Origin of the sequence: Euzebya tangerina (assembly GCF_003074135.1) — a bacterium.
Classification (GTDB): domain Bacteria; phylum Actinomycetota; class Nitriliruptoria; order Euzebyales; family Euzebyaceae; genus Euzebya; species Euzebya tangerina.
Window position 1 is genome coordinate 176,229 of the sequence record NZ_PPDK01000003.1, and the last position, 22,592, is coordinate 198,820.

General features: G+C 69.1%; 12 protein-coding genes. 5 read left to right on the top strand and 7 right to left on the bottom strand.

All coding sequences use genetic code 11. The features are described from left to right. Positions 1–26: 26 nt before the first annotated feature. Positions 27–767: an alpha/beta fold hydrolase gene (locus C1746_RS19270; RefSeq protein ID WP_162867977.1), complete on the top strand. Its 741-nt coding sequence runs from the start codon at positions 27–29 to the stop codon at positions 765–767. A 6-nt stretch (positions 768–773) separates the two neighbouring features. Here C1746_RS19270 and C1746_RS19275 read toward each other — a convergent pair whose 3' ends face one another. Then, complete coding sequence (locus C1746_RS19275; RefSeq protein ID WP_116716396.1) at positions 774–1,850, bottom strand: Fic family protein; 1,077 nt, start codon at positions 1,848–1,850, stop codon at positions 774–776. Between the two features lie 13 nt (positions 1,851–1,863). Beyond that, positions 1,864–2,799, bottom strand: coding sequence for an HAD family hydrolase (locus C1746_RS19280; RefSeq protein ID WP_116716397.1), 936 nt, complete (start codon positions 2,797–2,799; stop codon positions 1,864–1,866). A gap of 41 nt (positions 2,800–2,840) precedes the next feature. Here C1746_RS19280 and C1746_RS19285 point away from each other — a divergent pair, with 41 nt between their 5' ends. Continuing rightward, on the top strand, positions 2,841–3,497 hold the full coding sequence (locus tag C1746_RS19285) for a sensor histidine kinase (protein WP_116716398.1): 657 nt from the start codon (positions 2,841–2,843) through the stop codon (positions 3,495–3,497). Here C1746_RS19285 and C1746_RS19290 read toward each other — a convergent pair. Genes C1746_RS19290 through ku form a run of 4 tightly spaced genes read right to left on the bottom strand, consistent with a single transcriptional unit; the run spans position 3,485 to position 6,951 of the window. Beyond that, positions 3,485–4,471 carry a PD-(D/E)XK nuclease family protein gene (locus tag C1746_RS19290; RefSeq protein ID WP_116716399.1) on the bottom strand — a complete coding sequence of 329 codons (987 nt, stop codon included), beginning with the start codon at positions 4,469–4,471 and terminating at the stop codon, positions 3,485–3,487. The two genes, C1746_RS19285 and C1746_RS19290, sit on opposite strands and share 13 nt — an antisense overlap. Then, positions 4,468–5,496 carry a ribosome small subunit-dependent GTPase A gene (gene rsgA / locus C1746_RS19295; protein ID WP_162867978.1) on the bottom strand — a complete coding sequence of 343 codons (1,029 nt, stop codon included), beginning with the start codon at positions 5,494–5,496 and terminating at the stop codon, positions 4,468–4,470. The genes C1746_RS19290 and rsgA overlap by 4 nt, the downstream gene beginning before the upstream one ends. Positions 5,497–5,518: 22 nt before the next feature. Further along, positions 5,519–6,097 carry an FxsA family protein gene (locus C1746_RS19300; RefSeq protein ID WP_116716401.1) on the bottom strand — a complete coding sequence of 193 codons (579 nt, stop codon included), beginning with the start codon at positions 6,095–6,097 and terminating at the stop codon, positions 5,519–5,521. Next, entirely contained in the window at positions 6,097–6,951 is an 855-nt protein-coding gene (gene ku / locus C1746_RS19305) for a non-homologous end joining protein Ku (protein ID WP_162867979.1), read from the bottom strand. The genes C1746_RS19300 and ku overlap by 1 nt, the downstream gene beginning before the upstream one ends. A gap of 187 nt (positions 6,952–7,138) precedes the next feature. On the opposite strand from ku, the gene C1746_RS19310 reads away from it, so the two are divergent. Genes C1746_RS19310 through upp form a run of 3 tightly spaced genes read left to right on the top strand, consistent with a single transcriptional unit; the run spans position 7,139 to position 10,245 of the window. Continuing rightward, a complete protein-coding gene (locus C1746_RS19310; protein ID WP_116716403.1) occupies positions 7,139–8,392 on the top strand; it encodes a GTP cyclohydrolase II in 1,254 nt (417 codons plus the stop codon). Further along, positions 8,389–9,618: a DUF1688 family protein gene (locus C1746_RS19315; RefSeq protein ID WP_162867980.1), complete on the top strand. Its 1,230-nt coding sequence runs from the start codon at positions 8,389–8,391 to the stop codon at positions 9,616–9,618. The genes C1746_RS19310 and C1746_RS19315 overlap by 4 nt, the downstream gene beginning before the upstream one ends. A gap of 54 nt (positions 9,619–9,672) precedes the next feature. Beyond that, the gene (gene upp / locus C1746_RS19320) at positions 9,673–10,245 is read left to right on the top strand and encodes a uracil phosphoribosyltransferase (RefSeq protein ID WP_116716405.1); all 573 of its coding nucleotides are present in this window, start codon (positions 9,673–9,675) and stop codon (positions 10,243–10,245) included. A gap of 96 nt (positions 10,246–10,341) precedes the next feature. On the opposite strand, the gene C1746_RS19325 is transcribed toward upp, so the two are convergent. Then, positions 10,342–22,569 (bottom strand): putative Ig domain-containing protein, encoded by a 12,228-nt coding sequence (locus C1746_RS19325; protein ID WP_116716406.1) that lies wholly within the window; start codon positions 22,567–22,569, stop codon positions 10,342–10,344. Positions 22,570–22,592 lie beyond the last annotated feature (23 nt).

A 22,592-nucleotide genomic window follows, 5' to 3' on the forward strand; every position in this document is an offset into this window, starting at 1 on the left:
CGCACCACATCTGGAGGAGTCACGCCGTGCCATCACCCACCACCACACCCGCCACCATCGTCCTGGTCGCCGGCGCCGGCCTCGGCGCCGCAGCCTGGGACCTCGTCGTCCCCCATCTGGAACACGCCGGGCACACCGTGCACGCGCTCACCCTGCCCGGCGTCGCCGACCGACACGATGAGGCGACACCGCAGACCGGACTTCATGCCCATGCCGACGACCTCGCCACGGCGATCGAGACCGCTGACCTGCGTGACGTCACCCTGGTCGCGCACTCCTACGCCGGCATGGTGACCAGCCACGCGCTCGGACGGCTCGCCGATCGACTCGCCAGCCTGGTGTTCGTCGCAGCCGCCCTGCCGACCGCAGGACCCTCGTTGGCCGCTCAGACCGGCGAGGAGGGCATGGGCATGATCCGTGCGCTGGCCGACGAGCACGGTGATGGCTGGCTGGTGCCGTTCATGCCTCCATCACTCATCGAGCAGTACTTCGGCGACCACGACCTGGACGCCGACGACATGGCATGGCTGCAGGCGTCAGCGACGCCCATGCCGCTGGCGACCTGGACCGAGGAGGCCAGCGTCGACCCCGACGCGTGGCGGCGGGTGGACCGGACGTTCGTGGTGTGCACGGGTGATCCCGGGGCACCACCGGTCAGCGACGGGGAAGACGGGTGGACCGTGCTGCAGGTCGAGACCGGTCACTGGCCCATGCGAACCGCCCCTGCCGAGCTGGCCGCGCGAGTGCTGGCCGCGATCAGCTCGTGACCTGAGTCAGCGGTCCGGCGCGGACTGATCCTTGCGGAAGATCAGCCCATGCCCGCCGGCAACCTCAGCGAGCACCCCGGCCCGGGCGAAGGCCTCGAGGTCGTGGCGCGCCGTCCGCAGGTCCACCCCGACGTCGGTGGCGTAGCTGCGCACGTTCACCATCCCTGACACCGGAAGCGACGCGACGACGTCCCGACCGCGTTCGGGCAGCCCCGGGAGCGGGCGAGGATCCAACTGATCTGCAGCACGTTCGAGAGCCCGGGCCAGTGCGCCGGTGTGTCGTTCGAGCCACGGCAGCAGATCGTCCGACCGTCGGATCGTGGCCGCCACCTCACCGTAGTAGGCCGCCGCGTCGGCGATGAGCTCCTCCTCCAGCACGGCCGCCCCCGCCGGATCGATGCCACGGTTGATCAGGACCAGCCGAGTTGCCGCTCGTGCCACACGGCCATTGCCGGCCTCGAACGGCTGCGCCTGCAGGATCCGCTCGTGCACGACCCCGGCGACAATGGCGGGGTGGACGGTGAGGACCTTCCGGTCGAGCCAGTCGAGCAACTCCGTCATCATCTCGGCGGCTCGGTCCGGCGGCGGAGCGGCGTAGATGACCATCCCGTGGGCGCCATCGTGGACGGCCTGCTCGGTCCGTCGTGGCTGTCCGATCACGTCCGGATCGACCAACTGGCCCACGATCTGCTGGTGCAGGGCGTGCAGTGCGGCGCGCGTGTCGGTGTGGATCAGCTCGGCCAGTTGATCCTCGATCGCCGCGACGCCGATCAGGTTGTGGTACTCGATGGCGGCGAGGCGCTGAACCTCTCCCGACTCCAACCGCACGGCTCTGACCCAGCCAGAACCGGCTCCCTCGGGCACCGCGCCATCCAGGCTCGGAACTCGACCGTCGTCGACCTCCGTGACCGTGTCCTCGCGGAGCGGCGACCCGTCCAGGCGGGCCGACAGCGCGGCAGCCCGACGTCGTGACCGCTCGGCCAACGCCGCCCGTCGGTCCGGGTCTGCTGCTGCCAGGCGCGTGTTGGCGGCTTCGACCCGCGCCACCAGCCCCACCAGGTGATGGCTGTAGGAGACCCTCATCGCGGCGGCGTCCTCACGGGCGGGGGAGGCGCAGGCTGAACGCCTTCGACAGCGTGCGCTGCACGTTTCGCTCCCCGATGCGGATCCCGGCGACCATGCCGATCCCCGCGGTCGCGACTGCAAGGGTGGCCACCGCCGTGCCGCGGACGACCAGCTTGCGCGTCCGGTTGAACTCCACCACGGGCCAGCCCCGCCGATGCGCGATGGACATCAGGGAGCGATCCGGGTTGACCGCGACGGGGTGGCCCACGATCTGCATCATCGGCAGGTCACTGGCCGAGTCGGAGTAGGAGTAGCAGCGCGTCAGGTCGTAGCCCCGGTCCTGTGCCAGCAGCCGGATCACGTCGGCCTTGCCCTCGCCGTAGCAGAAGGGCGCGGCCAGCTGCCCGGTGTACTTGCCGTCGACAATCTCGCTCTTCGTCCCGAGACCTCCCGTGATCTGGAGGGCATCCGCGAGTTCGCCGACGATCTCGATCGGCGTGGCCGAGATGATGTACACGTCGCGACCCGCCTCGCGGTGCATGTCGAGGAGCGCGTCCGCCTCGGGCTTGATCCGTGGCAGCAGCTCCTCGATGACCTGGGGGGCGAGACTGGTGAGCCGTTGCGCCTCCACGCCGGCGACCGTCGCGAGGATCCGGTCGCGCACCGCCTCGGACTGCTCATCCGAGGCGCCGAAGAGCCTGAAGGCGAGGGCCGACGTCCCGTCGGCGACCAGCCGCTTCATCGGCAGGAGCCCTTCTCGGTAGGCCGCCTTCCCGAAGTAGTAGGCGCTCGAGCCCGACATCAACGTCCGGTCCAGGTCGAAGAACGCGGCGGAGTTCGGCACCTCCTCCTCGATGGATGCGTCCTCAATGGCTACGTCCTCGATGGCTGCGTCCTCGATGGCTGCGTCCTCGATCGCTGCCGAGTCCTCCGGCGCGGCGTCAGGGGCGTGCGTGGGTGTATCCATGGGGCCCGGTTGAGTCTGCCAGCGAGGCGTAGGTTTGGCCCATGACCTCCCCGCACACTCCGGCAGCCCACGGCGAGGACGAGCCACGTGGACTGGTCGGGTTGGTCGACGAGCTGCTCGAGCTCATCGGCGATGTCATCCACGACGGACCCGTCCAGCAGTTGGTCGCCGCCAAGCTCCTCGTCGAGTCCGCGATGCCGGCTGCGACCCGCACGGAGTTGGAGGCACGGGCGATCACCTCGATGGCCTCGGCCAGCCAGCAGTCGCGGGTGATCATGTGGGCGTTGGCCAGGCCAGGTGTCCGTCCGAGGATGGCCCACGTCGACGTGCCGCAGGCCCTCTCCAAGCTGGAGGGTGCGTCGATCACCGTCGATGTTCCTGACTCCGTGCCAGCACCGGTGCTGGGCGGCGTCGTCCAGGCCGTCCACCACCTCTGCGGCGGGTCAGTGATGGCCGGTCACGAGGTGACCGCAGTCGAGCTGACCCACTCGGGCACCACGCTGTCGTGCCGTATCGTGGTCGACGGTCCGGGCCCGGCGGCCGTCTGGGTGGACCTCGCCAGGCACCGACTGGCCGCGCTCGGCGGTGCCGTGGAGGTCGATCGTCGTGAGGGAGCGACGATCGTGACCGTGCACGCCCCGTCCACGGATCACCCGACCGGTCATTCGGGCGGTCAGTCCATCGGTCAGCCGGGCTGAGCGGTCGTGGCCGCGTACTCGGCGTCCGCTCGTTGCTTCTCCTCGCAGGACTCCGCCAGGCCACACCAGCGACACATCGGCCCGGCGTGCAACTGCCGCGCAACCGGATCGTCAGTCAGTCGGATGGCCGTGATCAGGCGCCCGACCATCCCTCTGGCTGCTGCCTCCAACACGTCGTCGGTGACGACCTCGTCGTCCCAACGGCCCTCGTCGATGTAGAAGGTCCCGACCTTGAACGGCGCAGTCCGGTACTTCAGCGTGGCCAGCAGGGCATACCAGCGCATGTCCTGCCGGTCGGTTCGGGAGCGGTTGCCGGTCTTGAGGTCGATCAACAGCATGCGCCGCTGATCCGGGCTCACGCGCCCGAGGACCAGGTCGGGTTTGCCGCGAACGGTCACGGCACCCGCACCGAACCGGGCGACGATGGTCGGCTCCCACACCACACGCCAGGTCTGGGGAAGCCGGGGGAACGTGGCGCGATACTCCTCCACTGCCGTGCTGGCGTCGGCCTGCAGGGATGTGACCTCGAGATCGGTCAGCGTCTCGGCGTAGGCGAGATGCCCGTCGCCGCTGTGGCGGAACTCCTCCCACGCGTGCGCGAGCAGCTCGGCGGTGCTCTCGCCACGGCCGACGTGGTGATCCAGGGCGATGGCACTGTGGACCAACTGCCCTCGGACGATCGGGCGTGACCAGGAGAACGGTGTTCGCTGCTGATCCAGGTAGCGCCCATCGCACGCCAGGGCATCGAGCTGGGTCTTGCCCAGCCGGATCCGCGGGGCGTCGACCGCCCGTTGCTCGAGGACCGGAGCCAGCTGCCCCTCGATCAGATCGCGGAGTCGCCGCGGACGGTCTGGATCGGGGGCCGGACGAGGGTCCGTCACCTCCAGCAGGTCGGTGACCACTCGTCGCTGGGACGCCGACAGGGTGGCAAGGTCGAGGCCCCCGACCACGGTCGGTGGGGTGTCCCGGCTCATCGCCAGTCCTTGCGTTCCAACTGCCGCTCGGTCTCGGCGACCTCGTCCTGCAGTGAGCGCCAGGCCTCCACCCGATCGGGGTCGAGCGTACCGTCCGCCAGGCCGGCGATGACGGCACACCCGGGTTCGTGGCGGTGGGAGCAGTCGGAGAACCGACACTCGTGCGTCGCCTCGCTGATCCTCGGGAAGGTCTCGGCGAATCCAGTCGCGCCGGGCCACAGGGCGATGGCGCGCACGCCCGGCGTGTCGAGTACGGCGCCTCCTCCGGCCAGGACGTGCAGTTCGCGCCGGGTGGTCGTGTGCCGACCGCGGCGGTCGCCTTCGCGGACCCCTCCGATGTCAACTCGTGCCTCACCGACGACGGCGTTCAGCAGAGAGGACTTGCCGGCACCGGACTCACCGAGGAGCGCCACCGTTGCGTGGCCGTCCGTCAGCGCCGACAGGTCTGTGATCCCCTCGCCGGTTGCCGCGGCCGTGACCAGCACCTGCTGCCCGGGCGCCGCGTCCCGCACCGCGGCGATGGCGTCGGCCGCGTCGGGGAGGTCGGCCTTGGTCACCGCCACGACCACGTCGGCACCGCTGCCGTGGGCCAGGACCAGTTGCCGCTCCAGTCGTCGGGCGCTGATCGGCCGGTCCACCCCCTGGACCACCACGACCACGTCGGCGTTGGCCGCGAGGACCTGCGGCACCGCGCGGTCGGCCGGATCGCGGCGGATCAGGGCGGTGCGCCGCGTGCCCACGGTCGTGATGACCGGATCCTCGACGTCGGGCAGGTCCGCCACGACCACCCAGTCTCCCGTGGCAGGAGCAGTCAGCGGGTTCCGTCGGTCAGCCTGGTGGATGGTGAACTCGCGTCCACTCGGCGTGGCCACATCGAAGCCGACGCGGTGGGTTCGCAGTACCCGCCCAGGACGTGGGCGGGCACCACCGGCGCGGGCGCTGGTGGTGAGGTCCTCGGCCCACGTGGCGTCGAACCCGAGCGCCTCACCGACCCGCCAGCCGATCGCGGCCTGCAGGGTGGTCACCGCTGACGCGTGGTCGTGTGGGTCACGACTCGTCGTCGCGGACGACCTCGACCACCTCGACGTCGATGACGCCGCCCTCCCCCGGTGGCGACTCCCCTTGCTGTTCGCCCGAGCGCCGTCCGGCGGACCGGCCTTCATCGGCCGTGCCGCCGGTCACGAAGCCGGGCGGCCGACGCCGACCGCTGCCCTCGGGCGGGCGACCCATGGTGAAGATGCCGCCGAAGGGTGTGCCCATCGGTCCCGTCTGGACCGTGATCCGACGACGCAGGGCGGCGTTGATGAGACGTCGGGTGAGCGGAACCACCACCGCGAGGCCCACACCGTCGGTGACGAACCCTGGGGTGAGCATGAGGGCGCCGCCGATCAGGATCAGCGCACCGTCGACGATCTCCTCGGTCGGCATCTTCGCGCTGGCGAGCGCCTCCTGGAACCGCCGCCACGCACGGGCTCCCTGGGTCCTGACGAGGTAGGCGCCGATGACCGAGTCGAGGATGAGAATCGCGATGGTCAGTGGCCAGCCCAGCGCCTCCTGGACCTGCCCGATCACGGTGATCTCGATGATCGGGACGACGATGAAGGCCAGTAGCAGGAGGAATCCCATCAGCTGGCTTCACGCTCCTGACCGGCATCGGCCGCCGCACTCTTGGACCGCTCGACGGAGGCCTTCAGCGCAGCCATCAGGTCGACGACGGACGCCGGCTCCTCCTCGGTCTCGGCGACGGTGATCTCCTCGCCGTCGACCTTCGCCTGGACGGCCTCGGTGACCTTGCTGCGGTACGTGTCGACGTAGTTCTCGGGATCGAAGCTGCCGGAGTAGTTCTCGATCAGCGAGAGGGCCATCTGGACTTCGGCCTCGCGCGGCTCGGGGATCTCGTCGATGCCGACGTCAGCCAGGGAGAACTCGCGGATCTCGTCCGGCCAGTGCATGGTGTTCAGGACCAACACGGCCTCGGACTCGCCGTCGGCGCCGTCACCACCGACCGGCCGCTCGACCAGGCGCAGGACGGCGACGTGCTCCTTGTCGCGCATGGTGACGCGGCACATGGCGACGCTCTGCGCCTCCTTCATGGCCTGGGTGAGCAGTGCGTAGGCCTTGGCACCGGTCTCCTCCGGGCCCAGGTAGTACGGCTTGTCGTAGTAGATCGGGTCGATCTCGGAGAGGGGGACGAACGTCTCGATGTCGATGACGCGGCTGGACTTGGGCTTGAGGGCGTCCAGCTCCTCCTTCTCGAAGACGACGTAGCGGTCCTTCTCGTACTCGAAGCCCTTGACGATGTCATCGTTGCTCACCGGCTCGTCGTCGACCTTGGCAACCCGCTTGTAGCCGATGCGGCTCGAGTCGCTGCGGCGCAACTGGTTGAACGACGGCGACTTGTTCTCCGTCGCGGTGTACAGACCCACCGGGATGGTGACCAACCCGAAGGAGAGGGTGCCTTTCCAGAGCGTGCGAGGCATGTGCCCCATCATCGCGGGTCGCTGTGGCCCGCGCTAGCCCCGCCTGTGGATGGTTCCCCCTAGGGGGCCGCGTGGGCGAGGATGTGTGCGGCGGCGGCCAGCACGGTGTCCGGCGCGGTACCCTCGGAGTCTTTCCCGGCGTGCCAGACCAGCCTCAGACCAGCCCCCTCGACCAGCATGGACACACATGACGCAGCAGTCATCCCCTAGGCGAGTTCGGCTCACCTCCCACGCCTCGACGACCGCACGATTTCCGGTCCGCTGGGGTGCATCCGACCCGGTTGCCCGGGGTCCGGTCATCGCCGGTCCGCCCGACACCCCTGGCCGGAACGCCATCGGTGCGCACCACGGTGGTCTGAGCGTCTACCGGGCCGTCGCCGTGGCGGCGGGGGGACTTGACGCAGCGCACGTCCCTGACCTGACCGACACCGCACCGACCGACGTGCTCGGGCCCTTCCCAGGCTGGACCGATCCAGGAGCGCTGGTGGCACTGGATCCCTGGGGCGCCACGGTCGCCGCCGACTTCGAAGACCTGCTGGCCGAGGGGGTCCGAATCCAGCCGACGATTGCCGTGACCCGCTCTCGGCTGCGGCTGCCCGAGGCGGAGGTCGCGATCGCGCTCGGAACGCTGGAGCCTGATGGGGACATCCTGATGGAGGACGGGTCGATCGCGGTCACCAAGGCTGCGATCGAGCCGGTGTGGCACCTTCCGGGCATCGCCGACCGCTTCGGCGTGGACGTGCACGCATTGCGACGTGTCCTGTTCGAACAGACCGGAGGCATGTTCCCGGAGCTCGTCACCCGGCCCGATCTCGATGTGTTCCTGCCCCCGGTCGGTGGGACGACCGTCTACATCATCGGCGATCCCGCGCGTCTGCGGCCGGACGTCGAGACGGGCGCGAAGGCAGCCGTCACGGCGCGGGTTCACGACGAGTGCAACGGCTCAGACGTCTTCGGCTCGGACATCTGCACCTGCCGTCCCTATCTCATCCAGGCCGTGCACGGCTGTGTGCGCGACGCCCAGGCTGGTGGCATCGGCGTGGTTGCGTACTTCCGCAAGGAGGGCCGGGCGCTCGGTGAGGTGACGAAGTTCCTGGTCTACAACGCCCGGAAGCGCCAGGTCGGCGGGGACATCGCAGCCGAGTACTTCAACCGGACGGAGTGCGTGGCTGGGGTGCAGGACGCCCGCTTCCAGCAGCTGATGCCAGACGTGCTGGTGTGGCTCGGGATCGACCGGATAGCACGGCTGATCTCGATGAGCAGCGAGAAGTACGATGCGATCACGGGGGCAGGTATCACCGTGGACGAGCGCGTCGAGATTCCACCGGAGTCGATTCCGGCCGACGCCTGGGTCGAGATCGAGGCCAAGCGGGCGGCCGGCTACTACTCATCGCGGGAGCAGGCCGACCTCAGCCGGACCGGTCGTCGCATGGACCCGTGAACTGGCGCGCACCCGGCGATCACGGAGCCGCCGGCGGGGCTGTCGAGAGCCTGTTCTCTGCCACAGCCGTTCGAGATCGCTGTGCAACGCTGTACCAGGCTGGTCTCGCGGACCAACTCACCCATCTGCGGATCAACGGGTCCCGCTGGGACCAGGTGCTCCGACGAAACGCCGATCAGGTTCGGGCATCCTTCCCGACCGGGCCGATCCCGATCCACGGTCGTCTGAACCACCTTCGAGCCCCCACCTGGGACCTGGCGTCCCCACTGCTCCAACGCAGCGGGCCGGCGCTCATCGACGCGGTGGCCATCAGCGTCCTGATCGATGCGGGGGCAGGCTCTGACTGGACGTTCGAGGACCCGCTCGCCGGTCGGATCGGGCGGTCCGAAGGTCTCGCTATCGCCGCCTACAGAGCCCTCGAATCGGGTCTCTTCTCTGCCACAGCAACACCCTTCGAGACCGACGCGGACGCGCTGCGCGAACTGGACCAGGGTGATCTGTCCGCAGCGATGCAGGTCCGCCCTGACAACCCGATCGTGGGGCTGCCCGGCCGTGCGGCACTGCTCCGCGGACTGGGTGAGGTGATCCACGGCGGCGGGCAGACCCGTCTGTGCGATCTGCTCTGCCACGACCTGTTCGGGACCGACTGGGACACACTGGGCCGGACGGGGACGGCGCGCACCGTCACGGCTGACCACCTGCTCCAGTGGATCCTCGATCGGCTCGGCCCGCTGTGGCCAGGACGCATCGAGCGCGCAGGGCGGAACCTGGGGGACACCTGGGAACATCCTCTGGCCGGCGGGGAGGGCGAGACGAGCGGCCTGGTCCCCTTCCACAAGCTCTCCCAGTGGCTGACCTACTCACTGATCGAGCCGCTTCGCCACTTGGGCATCGAGGTCTCCGACACCGATCAGCTGACCGGACTTGCCGAGTACCGCAACGGCGGGATGCTGGTGCAACTCGGTCTTATCGAGCTGCGGGAGGGGCTGCCGACGGCGCCAGTTGCCCCCGAGGACCGGCTGGTCGTGGAGTGGCGGGCCGTGACGGTGGCGGCCCTCGACATCCTGGCGACTCGGATCACCCCGTACCTGCCCGAGCGGCCGGACATCAGGATGGGTGAGTTGCTCGAGGCCGCGACCTGGCCCCTGGGGCGGCAGCTGGCACGCCACGCACGAGCAGACGGCGCCCCGCCCATCAGGATCCAGAGCGACGGAACGGTGTTCTGACCATCCGCCCGCACCAGCCCACATCCGACGACCACAACCAGGAGGACTGACGTCGTGGCGAGCACCTCGGTCTACTCGACCGCTTCCACCGCCCACTACCTCGACCAGCTGAAGGACACCAGCAGGGGCCGGGCGACCTTCCGTGACGCGCTCTTCGGCATCACCACCCTGTTGGTGTCCCACGCCCTGCACACGCTCGAGGACCCGGCGGAGATCGTGTTGGTCCCGATCATCCGTGGAGGTCTGGGCATGGTCGACGGCGCACTGGCCGCATCCCCCGGCGCGACGGTGGGCCACGTCGGCATCTACCGGGACAGGACCACCGGCGACATCATCGAGTACTACTCACGGGTGCCGGACTTCTCCGGGCAGACCGCGATCATCCTCGACCCGATGGTCGCCAGTGGTGGGACCGCACTCGGGGCAGCCGACGTCCTGGCGTCAGCCGGTTACGAATCGATCTGCGTGGCAACGGTGGTCGCCTCCGAGGCCGGCTGTGGAGTGCTCGACGAGCTTCCGGCGATCTCGCACGTCTTCGTATGTGAGATAGACGCCGAACCGCCAGAGATCGGCACGCTGCGCAACGGACTGGGTGATGCCGGGGCCCGTCTCTACGGCACGGCCTGACGGCCGACCTGCTCCGGCCGCGCAGCCGCCAGGGACCGGCCCCTCTTGGCGGGACCGGTCCCCTCGGCTCGCGACCCCCGGGGTCAGGTGGTGGGGTCAGGTGGTACCGACGTCGGGGATCACCTCGATGGCGTTCACCAACGGGTTCTGGGGGCCGGTCCCGTGCTCGAACACGATCGTGACCAGTCCGTCCGCGTCGGTGTCGGTGACGGCGAAGGTCTCCATCCCGCCGACCTGGTGCCCGTACGTGGCCGACAGGTCGAACTCGTCCAGCACCACGACCCCTTCGATGAGGACGTCGAACTGCCGCTCACCTGGATCGTTCGTCCCGGACCAGCCGTTGGCCATGAACAGGTTGACCGTCGCATCACCACCGACCGCCACTGGGATCGCGTAGGTCAGGTCGTCCGGGGCGGCATCATTCGTGCCGTCCCAGCGCTCGGTCTGGAACACGTCCTGGGGGACGTAGGCCGGCAGGCCGGCATCCCGGCCTGCCACCGGGAAGCTGCCCAGGGACGACCCGCTGGCCACGCTGAGCGTCGGGTGGGCGGGACCGTCATCCGCCTCCCAGTCAGGTCCGAGGTCCGTCGAGGCCACCGTCGGCCCGGCCGCGTTGATGCGGACGGTCTGCGGCGGCGCCGGGTCGACCAGCGTGACGTCCACGCTGTTCGAGGTCGAGAGCTCGCCCACCGCTCCACCCGTCACGTCGTAGGTGGCGGTGACCTCGACGGAGGGCACGTCGCCGGGCGAGCCGGACACTGGCTCGGTGAACCGGCACTCCACCGCGTCGCCGGGCACCAGTGGTGTCCCGCCAGCCGGGCCGCACGCGGCCAGCACATCCGTGGCCGCACCACCGTCGGCACTGACGTCGAGGGCCGTCAGCGTGGCGTCGGCACTGTTGCTGGACGGGTTCGTGACGGTGGTCAGGAACGCGACGTCAGCGCCGGGCTCCGCATCGCGGGCCGTGACCAGCTCCACGATCTCGATGCCCTTGACGGCCGGGTTCTCCGACTGCCGCAGGAAGTCCACGTCCACCGTGCCGTCGGAGGTCACCAGGATCGGGACCACGAAGCCCACGTCGTGACCGAAGTCGGCCAGCGGTTCGATGCCCGCAGCCCGGGTCGCGCCATCGACCTGGATGTCGAACACCCTGGGGGTCGTCGGTGTCCCCTCCTGGAAGACCTCGGCGAGGTAGACCCGGACCTCCACCAGCTCACCGGCGGGAACGTCGAAGTCGTAGCCCAGCTCGAGGCTCGCGGGGGGGTCCCACCGCTCGAGTTGGAACAGCGCCTCCGGCACACCGGCCGGCACGGCACCGTCGATCGTGATCGGGTCGGCCGTCCCGAACGCCTTCTTGTCGGCGTCCGGGAGCGCCGCATAGGCGGGATCCAACTGCGGCGACTGGGTGCCGGTCCCAGCGGTACCACCGGCACCGGCCGCCACCTGGTCCTCACCCCACGGCACGCCGCCGTCCGCCGCGGGCAGCTGCGGACCGCCCGCGTTCACGCGGTACAGCGCGTCGCCGTAGGCGAACAGTTCAACGTCGAGGGGGTCGTTGGTCGCCGGCTCGACCACCGTCACCTGGATCAGCACGGAGTCGCTTCCACCGTTGCCGTCGTCACCGCTGATGGTGATGTCGTAGGGGCTGCCAGCCGCATCCCCGGCCTGTGGGCTCAGGGTGAGCTCTCCGGTGGTGTCGTCGAAGGACCCGAACGCCGGTACGTCGTTGGCCGACAGGGCCACGGTGTCACCGTCCACGTCGCTGGCGGTGACCGTCACGACCGCGGTGTCACCCTCAACGATCGTCGGATTCTCGTCATCCGCAGACAGCACCGGGTCGGTGTTGCCGGCCACGACGGGCTCGATGTTGATGAAGTCCCAGGTGGCCGCGAACTCCGGACCAGGCCCGTTGGAGGTCGAGATGATCCCGACGGCCATGCCGAAGGCGTCCGCGCCATCCAGCCACGCTGCCGGGATCGCCACCGGCGTTCCCAGGTCCGTGATGGTCGTGCCGCCATCGATGGAGATACGTGCCTGCACCGTCCCCGCGGCCGGATCGACCTCCAGGTAGAGGTCAACCGCATTGGCGGCAACGAAGTCGCCCGTCACGGCCGTGTCGAACGTCAGGTCGGTGTCGACGGTGCCGCCGGTCTCCAGCAACACCTGGGTGCGGGCGATGCCGCTACCGCCACCGAAGACCAGCTTCAAGTAGTCGTCCTGGGAGCCGTTGCCGATGAAGATCCCGTTGGACTGGAAGTTGGTCGGGGTCTGCGAGGTGCCGCCGGTGGTGAAGAAGGGCGACTCCAGCTGTGAGTGGATGATGAACGGGTCGGTGGACCCGTCGACGTCCACGCCGAACTGGAAGGCGTACTCCTGGGTGTTGGTATCGGTGAATGCATCTCCGGCCGGCACCTGCTCGACCGTCAGCGCGCCAACCGCTCCACCGGCTGCCAGGTTGCCCTCGTCGAACTGGTCGATCCAGGTGTCGGTCCCGTTGGTCATCAGGCCGGTGAAGCCCAGTCCGAAGAAGCCGGTCGCCGGATCGTTGTTCTCCAGCGGATAGAGGAGCGGGAGGGTGGCTCCGATGCCATTGGTGGCGTCGATCGCGAATGGATCGACGGTGTCGTCGACGCCGTCGTTGTCGTCGTCGGGGTCGGTGACGTCGGAGATGAAGTCACCGTCGGCGTCGGTCGGCAGGCTGCCACCGCTGCAGGGGTCGGTCCCTGCCGCGATCTCGTCCGCATTGCTGAAGCCGTCGTTGTCCTCATCGAGGGCTGGGTCATCGGCACCGGTGCAGTTGCCGCCGGTGGTGCCGTCGTAGTCGCCGGGCTCGAACACCGTGATGTTGTCCGCGCCGTAGGTGGCGGCCCAGACGGTGCCCGGGAACGGACCGTCATCGCCGAGCGTGGTGACGTCGAGCGGAGTCGAGCCGAAGCCGCTGAAGATGACCTCGTCAGCGACCGTGTCGGTCCCGGCGGCGTTCAGCTCGTACCGGTTGATGTTGCCGTTGAACGACGCGGTCAGCAGGTTGCCCTGCATCCCGCCGCCGAAGTTCGAGGCGGTGTACTCCGCGATCCCGTTGGTCGAGGAGTTGATGATGTCCAGGTAGAGACCGGGGTCGTCGGCCTGGTAGTCGCACTCGATCGGGTTGTCCGGGAAGTCGGCCAGGGTCAGGCCGGCGGGCAACAGCTCAGAGAAGGTGTGGAACGCCGTCTCGGTCCAGTTCCCGCCGATCTCTTCGTAGACGTAGACGCCGGCCTCGCTCGGGAACGCGCGGATCGGGGTCGGGTGACCGCCGTAGAAGCCGTCGCCGGTGATGTGGAACAGCGGGTCGCCGTGCCCTTGGCTGCCGCCCTCGTTGAACTCGTTGGTGCAGTAGTCACCAGCTGCGGCATCGAAGTCGACGCCGGCCTGACCCTCGTGTCCCTTCAGGGTTCCGGTCGAGTCGTAGATCAGCGGCTGACCACCCCAGTTGGTGTTGGGGCCGTTGTCGGAGGTGTAGAGCTCACCGGATGCGGTGAACACCACGTCGTAGGCGTTGCGGTAGCCGGGTGAGTACACCTGGACCGGCTCGCCGGCGTAGGTGATGGCCTGGTTGAGGCCGTTGTTGCCGCCGAAGGGATCGGAGGTCGAGTCGTCGCGGGACGGATCAACCAGCGTCGGCAGGTTGTACAGGTAGGTCTGACCCTCAGAATCGACCTGGGGGGCCAGCGCGTCCAGCGCGTCGAGGTCCACGCTGAGCAGTGCCGCGGAGAGGAAGTACTCCGAGGTGCCCGCGAAGTTGTTCGACGGCGCGCCCTTGTTGGCGTGCCCGCCGGACATCACGTACAGCGTGTTGGTCGTCGGGTCGAGATCCAGGCCGTTGGTGGCGTGGTTCTCCTCCGACCGTGGCAGACCACGGACCAGCTGGACGTGATCCCAGTCGGTCCCGTTCCACGTCAGGCGACTGATCACACCGGAGTTGGTGTCGAGCCCCGAGTCGTTGCCGCCACCACCGGCGCCGATGCGCGGGTCGGAGGAGGTCACGTACAGCACCGGGTTGGCTGCGGTGCCGGCGGTCATCAGACCCGTGACCTGGCGAGTGTTGACGCCGCTGTTCACCGAGCCGTCGTCGTTGTGGTTCACGATCTGCTGGACGTCGGTGATCGCCTCGGTCGCGGTCACGTCGTAGTCGTCCGGGCCGTTGCGGACCACGGTGTAGGCGTTGATCAGCCCGTTCTGCTGGCTGACGTAGAGCCGGTCGTCGGGACCGAACTCGAGCGATGTGGGATTGTTCAGGCTCTCCCCGGCCAGGCCGGAGGAGGAGAATGTCACCGGGATGTCGCTGGAGCCGATGCCGCCCAGCGCCACCTCGACGGGGGTGTTGGTCCCGTCGTGGACGACGGACAGGGTCGCGCTCTGCGGCCCGGCCGCCGTCGGGGCGAAGGTCACGCCGATGGTGTCACTGGCACCTGGTGCCAACGTGAGACCACCAGCAGGCAGGTCGGTGCTGAACTCACCGCCGCTGATCTGGGCGTCGGTGATGGTGATGGCCGGGTCGCCGGTCTCGAAGCCGAGGTTGGTGACCGTCAGGTCCTCGGTTGCCGAGCCGTCGATCAGCACCTGACCGAAGTCGAGGGTTGCCGGGGCCGCCCCGAGCACGCCCGGGGAGGAGTCGGCCGAGACGACCTCGATGGCGTTGACCAGCGGGTTCTCGACCTCGTTGGAGAAGGCGATGTCGATCGACCCATCCGAGGTGACGAGGTACTCGAGCATCCCGCCCACCTCGTTGCCGAAGGTGGCCACCAGGTCGAGGTCGTCCTCGACGACGGCGCCGTCGATCGAGACGTCGTACACCCGATCTCCGACCGCGCTGGTGCCGGGGAAGCCGTTGCCGAGGAACAGTCGCACAAACACCTGGGTTCCAGCCGGCACGGGGATGCCGTAGGAGAACCCGGAGTTGCTCCACCGCTCGGTGTCGAAGACCACACCGGGGACGCCCGCTGGCACGGTCGGTCCTGGCTCGACGGCCGCGAAGCCGTTGTTGCCGTTCGACCCACCGTCGGTGAGGAAGGGGTGCCCGTCAGGGTTGACGTCGGCCTCCCACGCCGGACCGCCGCCGGGGTTCGCCGTCTCGGGACCGCCCGCGTTGATGCGGGCGAAGACCTGACCGCCGGTCGGTGGCTGGCCGTCGATCTGTCGAACCTCGATGGCCGACACCTTGGCGTTGTCCGCGGTTGATGCGAAGTCCAGGTTGAGCACGCCATCAGTGACCTGGACCGAGATGGTCTCGATCCGCGCCACGCCGGCCCCGTCCTCGGCGAAGAGGTCGAGGTCGGTCACGATCGGCTGTCCCTCCGCGGTGGCGGAGAACACCCGGGCGCCGGCCGCACCAGCCGCGTTCGGGGTCGTCGCTGCGCCGAAGTAGATCTCTGCCAGGTGCAGGTCCACCTCGACGGTGCCGTTCGCAACGGCGAGCTCGTAGGCGAACGGGTTGCCGTAGCGCTCGGTCTGGTACAGCGTCGGGTCGTTCGTGCCGCTGATCGGCTCGTTCGGCTTCGCGAAGGTCTGGCCGCCGACGAAGCCGGTGTCGGCCGACCACTCGTTGCCCTCGCTGTCGGTGTAGGCCGGTCCACCCGCATTGATGCGGTGGACCACGGTGACGCCGGCAGTGGAGTCGGTGATCGTCACCGTCGCCTCGTTGGAGACGTTGCCGTCGGTGTCGGCGACGGTGTAGGTGAAGCTGTCGCCGTCGTTGTCGTCGAAGCCCTGCTCCGCGTTGTAGGTCAGGGCGCCGGCTGCGTCGGGTCCCACGACCGTGCCGCCGGTCGGGCCGCTGGTCACGGTGACCGTTGACGGGTCGAGCCCGACGCTTGACGTGTCGTTGGCGAGCACGTCGATGACGGTTGAGGAGCCGGGCTCCGCTGACACCTGGTCATCCACCGCGTCAGGTGAGGGGTCGAGCGTCGGGTCCAGGTCGAGGACGACGACGTTCGACAGCGGACCGGTGAGCGTCCCCTGGCCGACCACGGCCGCGAAGTAGTTCAGACCCGTGTCGTCGGTGGCCACGCCACCGGTGACCGCGTCGGTCAGCGTGACCGGCACGCTGGCCGTACCCGCGCCGTCCAGGGTCACGTCGATCGTCTGGACCGCGATGGCCTTGTTGGCCTCGAAGGGGTCGGGGTCGTAGCTCGGGGTCTGGACGAGGGCGGACTCGAGCCGCAGCAGCCGCACGTCGGTGTCAGCCGGTCCGGTCACGACGATCGTCTGGGCGGCGTCGGCCACCGCAGCCGCACTGTGAGAGTCCGACAGGTCGGGCTGGGGGGTCAGGGTGACCCCGTCGACGGCCAGGGTGACCGCGGATCGCGTGTCGCTGGCAGCGGTGACCGACGAGTCGGCCGGGCTGGTCCCGGTCTGGAAGGTCTCCACCACGACGCTTCCGTCGCTGAAGGCCACGGTGACCGTGCTCCCGGCCAGCTCGAGACCGGAGACGCTGCCCGCGTTGCCGGCGCCGCCCACGTCCTTGATCGAGGTCGGGTCGACGTCGACGGCGAAGGCGAAGGTCTCGCCGCTGCCGAAGTCGGTGAACGCGGCCGTCACGGCGTCGAAGCCCTCATCGCCATCGGTGCCGTTGTGCGGCTGGCTGAAGGGGTCGACGCAGTTGTCGGATGGCACCACGTACCCGGTGGCTGCCACACCTGCGGACGGCTCCAGGCACTTGGCGGTGGCGTCACCCGCCTGACCGACCGGGTCGAAGACCATGTCAGGCAGGATCGCGGTCGAGAGGTCGTAGGTGACGGACTGGATCGTCTGGCCACCGGTGGAGGTGTTGGTGACCTCGAAGCCGCCGCCGAAGGTGCTGGCGTCGATGCCACCACCAGGTGCGATGGCCACGTCGGCCGATCCGCCGCTGATCGCCTCCTCCACGACGTTCAGGGTGAACGTCGCGGTCGCGTCAGGCTCGGCGGTCGGGTCACTGGCCGTCACGGTCACCTCGTAGGTGCCGATGTCGGTCGCGGCCGGGGTCCACTCGATCACGCCCTGGCCCACGCCGGGGTTCGGCTGGGTGAACGTTGCACCGAGAGCCGTGATGTCCGGCGTCGAGCTGATCGAGAGGGTGATCGGGTCGCCGTTCGCGTCGGTCGCCGAGACGGGGATCTGCCCGGCCTGGTCGATGGTCAGGTTCACCGTGCCGATCGGTGCGATCACCGGTGAGGCCGGTGCCGCACTCGGGTCGAGCTCCAGGATCACGATGTTGGAGGCGCCGGCGTACCGCGGTGTGTCGGACACCGCCGCGATCAGCTGGTACAGGTCGCCGTTGTTGGCGTCGTGTGTGGTCACTGCGTTCGGCAGCGCCACCTCGATGGTCGCTGTCCCGGCACCGTCCAGGGTGGCGTCGTAGACGGCGATCGCGTCGGCCCGGTTGGCCTCGAACAGCTCCTTGTCGAAGCCCTCGGGCTCGTCGTAGCTGGCCTCGACCACCATCAGGCGGACGTCGGCACCTGCGGGTCCCGCGAGCGTGACCTGCTGGGTCGCGTCGGGCACGACCGCCGCGGTGGCGCCGCTGGAGAACCCGGTCGGGTTCAGGGTCACCCCGTCGACCGCCAGGTCCAGCGCGCCGGGGACGGCCGCAGCCTGGTCGAGGATCAGCTGCGAGGCACCGTCACCGACGCCGTTGGCGTCAGCGGCGTCCTGCGCGAACAGCCGTCCGGTCAGGTTGGTCGTGTTCCCGTTCGGGTCGACGAAGGTCATGGTGACGGTCGAGCCGATCAACTCCAGGCCCGAGATCGCGCCCGAGTTGCCCGTGATCGGGACACCCTGGATGGACGTCGGGTCGTTGTCGACGGAGAAGCTCAGGGCCTCGCCCGGGTCGAAGTCGTCGAAGGTCAGGTTGAGGACGTCGAACCCGCCTTCGTGCGGGCCGGCGAACATGGAGTTGTCGCAGTTCGGCGGCGTGCCGCCGTTCGGCTCCTGCAGACCGGTTGCGGTTGCCTGGGCGGCGTCGGGCTCGAAGCACTTGCTGCCGACGTCACCGGCATCGCCATCCGGGTCGAAGACCACGTCGTTGAAGATCGCCGTGGAGAGGTCCAGGGAGAACGCCGTCAGCTCGACGCCCGGGGTCGAGGTGTTGGTGAACTCGAACGAACCAGCTGAGAAGGTGCTCGCGTCGATGTCGTTGGAGCCGTCGCTCACGGTCAGCAGCGCACTGGCGCTGCTGGCGATCTCACATCCGGCCTCGTAGTTCTGGGTCACCTCGGCCGCGGAGAGCGCCGAGTCGTAGATGGCTGTCAGGCACATCGTGCCGAGCCACGGCCGGTCTCCCGATGCCTCGTTCCCGAGGATCAGCGGCATGGCCGTCCAGTTGGACAGATCGCCGCCGACGGTGGAGGTCTGGACTACCTGCCCGTCCACGTAGATCGTGGTGGCACCACTGGCATCGCGGGTGGCGACGACGTGGGACAGGTCGGTGCTGGCCGTGCCGGCAGGGGTCGTGGTCGACGGCGTCCCGTTGTCACCGACGGCGGTGCTGCGCAGCCGCAGGTCGAAGGTGTCGGTCGGCGCATTGCCGAAGGTGCCCTGCCCCAACGTCACGTTCCGGGCGAAGGGCGACTCCGAGAGCGAGACGATCCGGGCCGGACCGCTCTGCGTGGTGTTCTCGGGGATGATCCACGTCTCGACGGTCACCTCGTTCGACGCCGTGACGGCGTCGGAGACCTTGGTGGCCGGTCCAGCGCTGGCGACGGAGACCGAGGCGTTCAGCGCCAGGGCGCCGGGCGTCCAGGTGACGTTTGCCGGATTGTCGATGGTCAGGTCCAGCGGTGAGCCGTTGCCGGAGGTGTCGGCCACGCCTGCGCCGGCGCCGTCCTCGAACTCGTACAGGACGACCGAGCCATCGACACGCAGGTCCTGCTCGAGGACGGTCCACTCGAACGTCGTCTCATCGAAGTTGCCACCGGGGTCGGTCGCGGTGACGGTCACGGCGTAGGTGTCGGGGGCTGCGGTGATCTCGCCGGAGATCACACCGGTGCCGGCGTCGATGGCCAAGCCGTCCGGCAGGCCCGCGGCAGCGAACTCGATGGTGTCGCCGTCCTCGTCGCTGGCGGTTGCCGTCACCGAGACGACGTCGCCCACCTGGTCCTGCTGATCGGCGATGCCGTCGATGATCGGGGCGACGTCGACCGCCTGGACGGTCCAGGTGAAGGTGTCGCTGGCCGTACCACCGACGCCGTCGTCGACGGTCACCTCAACCGGGTAGACCCCGGCTGACGTCTGGGACAGGTCGCCGGAGATCACACCGGTCTCGCTGTTGATGGACAACGCGTCGGGCAGGCCGGTGGCGCTGAACGCCAGGGTGTTGTCGTCGACATCATCGGCCTCGACCGGCAGGGCGATGGTCTGGCCCTCGTCGTTGGTCTGGTCGCCGACCGGGGTGATGGTTGGCGGGGAGTTCTCCGCCAGGACGGTGACGGTGACGGTGGCCTCGCCCGAGAAGTCGCCGTCGTCGTCGGCGATCTGGTAGGTGAAGCTGTCGCTTCCGGGACCACCGGTTGAGGTGTAGGTGATCTGGCCTCCCGGCGTCACGGTTGTGGTGCCGGCCGACGGCGGGGTCACGACCTGGACGCTGGCGAGGTCCAGGGTGCCGTCGGGGTCGCTGTCGTTCGCGGCGACATCGATGTCGATGGAGCCACCGGTCACCACCGCGGCGTCATCGTCGACCGCGGTCGGGGGGACGTTCGGGATGGTGATCGTCCAGGTGAACGAGGTGCTGCCGCTGGCGCCGTCGGGGTCGGTGGCCGTCACGGTGACGGGGTAGGTACCGCCGGCATCGGGTGCCACCGTGCCGGAGATCAGACCTGTTGAGTCGATGTCGAGGTCTGCGGGCAGACCGGTTGCGCTGAAGGTGACCGGGTCCCCGTCGGCGTCAGTTGCCGTGGCCGTGAGGGAGACGACGTCTCCGGGGTCGTTGGTCTGGTCAGCGATGGGGTCGACGACGGGGCTGGCGTTGTCGTCGGTGGCGCTGCAGCCGTCCTGCCGCAGGGCCAACTCCGCCTGCGTGTGGACCTCGTCGTAGATGGCGGCGTAGCAGTAGATGCCCAGCCAGGGCCGGTTCGAGCCGGACTCGTTGCCCAGCAGCAGCGGCATCGTCGAGGCCCAGTTCGCCAGGGATCCACCGGCGTTGCCGGTCGCGACGACGGCGCCGTCGACGAGCAACTCGGTGTTGCCATCAGCATCGCGGGTGAAGGTGACGTGCTGCGGGTCGCCGGTGACCGCGTTCGCCGGACTGGTCAGCGACGGGGTCCCGTTGACCGAGGTGGCCGTCGACCGCAGGCGCACGTCCAGGGTGGTCTGTGGGTCCTTGCTGCGTCCGCCGCCCTGACCGACGGTCAGGTTGCGCGTCGTCGAGGAGTTGGAGATCGACAGGATGCGGGCCGGGCCGAACTGGTTCTGCGGGACAGCCTGGATGTACAGGTCGACCGTCACCTCGCCGGTGGCGCCGACGGCGTCAGTCACCTTCGTGGCCGCACCGCCGCTGCTGATCGTGGTCGCGGCGTCGACCGACAGACCACTGGGCAACCACGTCGTGTTCGCCGGCTGCTGGATGGTCAGGTCGAGGGGTGTGCCGACGCCGGAGGAGTCAGCGACCGTGGTGCCGCTGCCGTCGTCGAAGCGGTACTCGACCACCGGTGAGACGTCGACGGCGAGGATGGTCAGGTCGAACGTCTCGGTGGCCTCACCATCGGTGGGGTCCGAGGCGGTGATGGTGACCGTGCTGGTGCCGGGCGTTGCCGCGGTCCCCGTGATGAGGCCGCTGCTCGCATCGATCGCCAGGTCGTCGGGCAGGCCAGCGGCCGCGAAGGTCACCGCATCCCCGTCCGCGTCCGTGGCGACGACCTGCAGCTCGAAGGCTCCGGTGGCGACCTGCTGGCCGGCGATGGGCACGATCGTCGGTGCGACGTTCACCGGGTTGACCGTGAAGGTGAACGACTCGGTGTCGGTCCCACCCAGCCCGTCGTCAGCGGTCACCTCGACCGGGTAGCTGCCGGCCGAGGTCTGGGACAGCGTGCCGCTGATGGCCCCGGTGTCCGGGTCGATCGACAGGTCGACGGGCAGACCGGTGGCGCTGAATGCCAGGGGGTCGCTGTTCGGGTCGCTCGCCGTCACCGCCAACGCGATCTCATCACCCTCGTCGGCGGTCTGGTCGGCGATGGGATCGATGGTCGGGGCGGCGTTGGCCGCACGGACGGTGACCGTCACCGTCGCCGTGTTGGAGGTCTCGCCCTCGTCGTCGTCGATGGTGTACGTGAACGTGTCGTCGCCCAGGGCGCCGGTGGAGGTGTAGGTGACCTCGCCGCCGCCATCGACGCTGACCGTGCCCTCGCTGGGCTGGTCGACGATCGCAATCGATTCGAGGTCGAGCGAGCCATCGCTGTCCACGTCGTTGGCGGCCACGTCGATGGTCACGGTCTCGTCCTGCACGACGACTGCGTCATCGTCGTTCGCGGTGGGAGGGACATTGACGGTCTCGCAGCCGGCGTCGTAGTTCTGATCGACCTCGGCGGCGTTCAGGGCGGAGGCGTACACCGAGACCAGGCAGTAGCGACCCAGCCACGGTCGGCTCCCGCCGACCTCGTTGCCAAGCAGCAACGGCATGCTGGCCCAGTTGCCCAGGGTTCCACCAGCGGAGCCCACGGCCGCGACGGCGCCGTCGACGTACGTGGTGGTCGTGCCGCTTGCCGCCCGGGTGAACACGACGTGCTGCAGGTTGGTCGTCGCGGTGCCCTCGGGGGTCGTCAACGACGGCGTGCCGTTGTTGTTGGTCGCCGTGGTGCGCAGCCGCGTGTCGAAGACGGTCGTCGGCTGGCTGCCGAACAGGCCTTGACCGATGGTCAGGTCGCGCTTGGTCGACGACTGGGAGATGGAGAAGATCCTGGCTGGCCCGTCCTGGGTGGTGTTGGACGGCTCGATCCACAGCTCCACGGTCACCTCCCCCGACCCCTCGATCGCATCGGTCACCTTGTCGGCGTTGCCCGAGGACTGGATCGTGGTCGCGGCGTCCACCGTCAGGCCCCCAGGGCCCCAGGTGGTGTTGGCCGGGGCGGCAACGGTCAAGTCAAGCGGTGCACCGATGTCGGAGGAGTCGCCGACTACTGAGCCAGTGCCCTCCGTGAAGTCGTACAGCGCGATCGCACCGTCGACTCGCTCAGCTGCGCCGGCGGTCGGGATCGCGGTGGGTAGGACGACGGCGATGACGGCGAGGACGGCCACCACGATCGCGGCAAGGCGGACCGAGAAAACTCGTCCGTCGGCGCGCTTCGTGGTCAGGGCCGTAGCGACTGCGTGCATGGTGAGGGTCCTTGGTTCGAGGG